Origin of the sequence: Microcoleus harperi Pol14_C6, assembly GCF_036701295.1 — a bacterium.
Lineage (GTDB): Bacteria > Cyanobacteriota > Cyanobacteriia > Cyanobacteriales > Microcoleaceae > Microcoleus.
Genome location: NZ_JAUBQN010000090.1, coordinates 1 through 5282, shown reverse-complemented (window position 1 = coordinate 5282; position 5282 = coordinate 1). Strand labels below are relative to the sequence as shown.

At 50.9% G+C, this 5282-nt stretch carries 1 protein-coding gene; it reads left to right on the top strand.

The annotated features are described in order from the left end of the window. Window positions 1–720: 720 nt before the first annotated feature. Window positions 721–5282, top strand: a 4562-nt coding sequence (locus QUA27_RS26920; RefSeq protein WP_333072071.1) for a DUF4347 domain-containing protein, incomplete at its 3' end; no start/stop codon positions are given.

Below are 5282 nucleotides of genomic sequence, written 5' to 3'. Positions count from 1 at the left end.
TTTGGCTCAGGTTTTTGGCGCTGATAATTCTCTGACTTCTCTGGATTTTCTCACTCTTTCTCCTTAAGATAAAAGCGCATTTAATTCGCTAATCTTTTTCGAGATCATCCAACTCGGTTTGTTACATAAACCGGGTTCTCTGTTTTGCAACATTACCCAAATTAAGCTCGTGGATTATTTAGTTTTTCAACTTATCGAGAAGTCTAAAATTGGTTTTTAGTGAGTAATTAAGACCTTACCACAGCCAAAAAATGGAGTTTGTGACTAGAAAATTTACTACCTTTGTTTGAGGGAATAGAGATGATCTTATATTCTGCTGATTGACTATCATTAAATAATCTTTGATAATAAGTCACGTCCTACTAAGAGTCAGAAAAACTATATTATAACTAATCAATACAAAAACGAACAACTATCAACTATTTTTGGGCATAAAATATCGCATTATACAGCGTATTTGCGTACATGGTGTACGTTTTTTTTCCATGTGAGAATAATTTAGCGCTAACTCAGGTTTGGCTAAAAAAATGCCTGATTTCGCAGGTAAACACAGCGAACTGCTACTTTGGGAAGATGTCGATCAAAAAAAAATCGCAGTAAATAGAACTTGTTAACTATGCGAAACTGAGAAATTAGTAATTAACAATTTCTTATTAGCAATTAACAATAATATCTACCACTGAAGATGGACATTTTACAAGTCAAGGAGCTATGTAACTCATGAAAAATTTAGGGTGCAACTACTCTTCGCCAATTCACCAATCAAGTTGCGATCGCCGCGACACAGAGTGCATAAAAGCTTCTTTGATTGGGACGCCCTTAGTCGGTGATGTGGAGATCGATGTTTCCTGTTTAGCAAAAGAGAGTTGCGGCGTCAAGACTAAACATAAAAAACATTTAGTTTGCATCGACCCAAGGGTAGAGAATTATCAGCATCTTACGAGCGGAGTAAAACCAGGGACAGAGATAATTGTCCTCGATCGAACCCTGGACGGAGTAGAACAAATTACTGAGATTTTAGCTAAACGCAGCTCCCTTGCCAGCCTTCAAATAGTTGCTCACGGCAATGAAGCTTCGGTGCAACTGGGGTCAACTTTACTGAAGGATGAAAACTTGCAAAAGTACGATCGGCATTTGCAGCAGTGGCGCCATGCCTTCAACGAAAAAGCCGATATTTTATTATTAGCGTGCAGGGTTGGGGCTGGAAAACCAGGGATTGCTTTCGTGCGAAAACTGAGAAAACTCACAGGAGTAAATATAGCCGCTTCCAATAATTTAATTGGCAGTGCAAAATTAGGAGGAAACTGGCAATTAAATGTTAAAGCAGGACGAGTAAAAACAGCAATAGCCTTTGAAACAAAAACGCAGGAAAGTTACAGTGCTGTCCTCGTTACTTTAGTTGACGAAAGCTTTCAAGATGCAAGTCTAATAGGGCCTTGGATATCTGGGGTCAGCGGCCCGTCAGACGCTCCAGCTTTAACCGCAGGAACCGGAACGGAGAGTTTTCCGGGTTTGAACATCGACCCGGTCGGCAGCGGGGCTTTGAGATTAACTTCAAGAAGTTTTGACCAATCTACTTTTGCCATCTATAACAGTCCAGTACCAGCCAGCAGTGGCCTTAAAATTGTCTTCGATATATTTGCCTACAACGGCACTGCACGTCCTCCTTTACGCAATGATTTGACAGGAGACGGCATAAGTTTCTTTTTAATTGACGGTAGTGTGACGCCAACAAAAGCTGGAGGCTATGGAGGTTCTCTCGGCTACGCCCAAAATACAGACGAAAATCAGTTGGGTTTACTCGGAGGTTATTTAGGAATTGGATTGGATGAATTCGGAAATTTTTCAACTGAAAATGAAGGGCGTACAGGCGGAATTGGGGGGGGGCGTAGACCAGATGCGGTAACGCTTCGAGGTAGCCAAGCTACGCAATATCGGTTTTTAACTTCTAACTTTGTGCCGGGGGGAATAGATAATATTCCCAATCCCGTAAGTCCGCCGACCAACACCCTCACTACCACTCGCGAACCAGCCAGAAGAAGAGTTCAAGTTATTTTGGAACCTCCCACTTCTGAAACGCCCAACAGTCGTCAGCTTACTGTTAGCTTTGATCTCAACAATAATGGTTCGTTTACAGATCCGGGCGAGACTATTATCGACATTGGCGATTTAGAGGCAATAAACGGGCAAATCCCGCCAACATTCAAATTTGGTTTTGCTGGTTCAACGGGAGATGCAACAAATATTCACGACGTTCGCACTTTGTCGATCCAAACTATAGACGTGCCGCTTACTACAGCAGATGTTGCGACAACGAAAAAAGGCGCGGCCGCGGCAGCACCGGGCAGCAGCATTACTTACACAATTACGACAGTAAATAACGGGCCGAACCCTGCTGAAAACGTGCTGGTTGAAGACATACTGCCCCGAGGGGCAGTATTTGCCAGTGCCGACGCCAACGGCACTTTCAACCCGACAACGAGACTGGTCTCCTGGCGTATTCCGAATTTAGCTGTTGGGGCCAGCGAGACCCGCACCGTAACTGTTACGGCCCCAACTACACTAGGCCCTATTACAAACCGTGTATTCAGCAGCAGCAGTACGATCGATCCCGTACCCGCCAACAACAGCGGTAGCAGCCCGTCGGCGGGAGTCACCACCACTATTACGAACGATAGCGCTGATGTTGTTACACTCAAAACCGGCCCCGCTACCGCGGCGGCAGGATCGACTGTCACCTACACAATTACGGCGGCTAACAGTGGGCCGAGTCCGGCAACCAATGTGGCGATCGCCGACAGCATTGTTCCGGGTTTAACAGGAGTCAGCGTCTCCGACGGCGGAACTTACAATGAAACTACAGGTATTGTGACTTGGACGGCGATCCCATCCCTAGCCAGCGCAGCCAGTACCAACAGAACCGTCAGTTTCGCCGTTCCCGCTACCGGCGGCACCGTCGCCAACACTGCTAGCAGCACATCAAGTAGCGTAGACCCGAATCCCGACAACAACAACGGCAGCAGCCCCCAAGCGCGAGTCACCACCACTATCACCGATAGCGCTGATGTAGTTACGCTCAAAACCGGACCCGCTACTGCAGCAGCCGGCTCGACTGTCACCTACACAATTACGGCGGCTAACAGTGGGCCGAGTGCGGCAACCAATGTGGCGATCGCCGACAGCATTGTTCCAGGTTTAACAGGAGTCAGCGTCTCCGACGGCGGAACTTACAACGAAACTACAGGTATTGTGACTTGGACGGCGATCCCATCCCTAGCCAGCGCAGCCAGCACCAACAGAACCGTCAGTTTCACAGTTCCCGCCACCGGCGGCACCGTCGCCAACACTGCTAGCAGCACCTCAACGAGCCCAGACCCGAATCCTGACAACAACAACGGCAGCAGTCCCCAAGCGCGAGTTACCACCACTATCACCGATAGCGCTGATGTAGTTACGCTCAAAACCGGACCCGCTACGGCCACTCCTGGGTCAAATGTCACCTACACCATTCTCACCGAAAACAGAGGGCCCACTACCGCCACCAACATCACCGTTACAGATAGCATCGTTCCAGGTTTAACGGGCGTTACAGCGTCAAGCGGCGGTATTTACGACCCAGCCACAGGCATTGTCAGCTTTCCGCCCATTGCCAGCTTAGCTGACGGCGTGACCGTCAGCCGGACTGTCAGATTCCCAGTCCCGGCGACCGGCACTGTCAGCAACACGGCAAGAAGTACCTCAAACACGAATGACCCGAATCCCGGCAACAATAACGGCAGCGATCCCGGCGCAACTGTTACTACCAGCATCGCCTCACCCCCGACTCCAACTCCGACTCCCGCACCGACTCCGACTCCCGCCAACCAACCGCCGACAGCTAACAACGTCAACCTCGAAATCGCCCCCAGCAGCGCTGTGCCGATCGCAGGACTCGGAGGAAGCGACCCCGACGGCTCGATCGCATCCTTCACCATCAACACCGTCCCACTAGCAAGTGAAGGGCTGATATTTTTAGGCAATCCCGATACGGGCGGCACGATTGTCACCGCCGGTCAAATTCTGACCCCTGCTGACATTAACCAATTATTTTTCCAATCGACAGCTAACTTTACCACCGCCAATTTCACCTACAGCGCTACAGACAACCAGGGCGCTACCAGCCCCGCCAGCGCTACTGTATCGGCGCTGCAGCCAGTGCCAAACCTACCGCCGACAGCTAACAACGTCAACGTCGAGATCACCCCCAGCAGCACTGTGCCGATCGCAGGACTCGGAGGAAGCGACCCCGACGGCTCGATCGCATCCTTCACCATCAACACCGTCCCACCAGCAAGTGAAGGGCTGATATTTTTAGGCAATCCCGAGACGGGCGGTACGATTGTCACCGCCGGTCAAATTCTGACACCTGGTGACATTAACCAATTATTTTTCCAATCGACAGCCAACTTTACCACCGCCAATTTCACCTACAGCGCTACAGACAACCAGGGCGCTACCAGCCCCGCCAGCGCTACTGTATCGGCGCTGCAGCCATTGCCAAACCTACCGCCAGAAGCAGCCCCTGTCAACCTCGAAATCGCCCCCAGCAGCACTGTGCCGATCGCAGGACTCGGAGGAAGCGACCCCGACGGGTCGATCGCATCCTTCACCATTAACACCGTCCCACCAGCAAGTGAAGGGCTGATATTTTTAGGCAATCCCGAGACGGGTGGCACGATTGTCACCGCCGGTCAAATTCTGACCCCTGCTGACATTAACCAATTATTTTTCCAATCGACAGCCAACTTTACCACCGCCAATTTCACCTACAGCGCTACAGACAACCAGGGCGCTACCAGCCCCGCCAGCGCCACTTTAACTGCCCTTCCGGCGCCCGCACCAACACCAACACCCGTACCAGAACCAACACCCACACCCGTCCCAGAACCAACACCGACACCACCCATCCCAACACCGACACCCCCCGTCCCAACACCGACACCACCCGTCCCAACACCAACACCAACACCACCCATCCCAACACCGACACCACCCGTCCCAGAACCAACACCAACACCACCTGTCCCAACACCAACACCGCCCGTCCCAACACCAACACCACCCGTCCCAACACCAGGGCAGGAACCAACACCAACACCAACACCACCCATCCCAACACCCACACCAGCGCAGGAACCAACACCAACACCCACGCCAACACCAACGCCTATATTCGGCCCAGTGCCGGAACCGGATACCGGTTGCGGTTGCGACCCCTTGAAAGGGCCACCGAACTTCACATT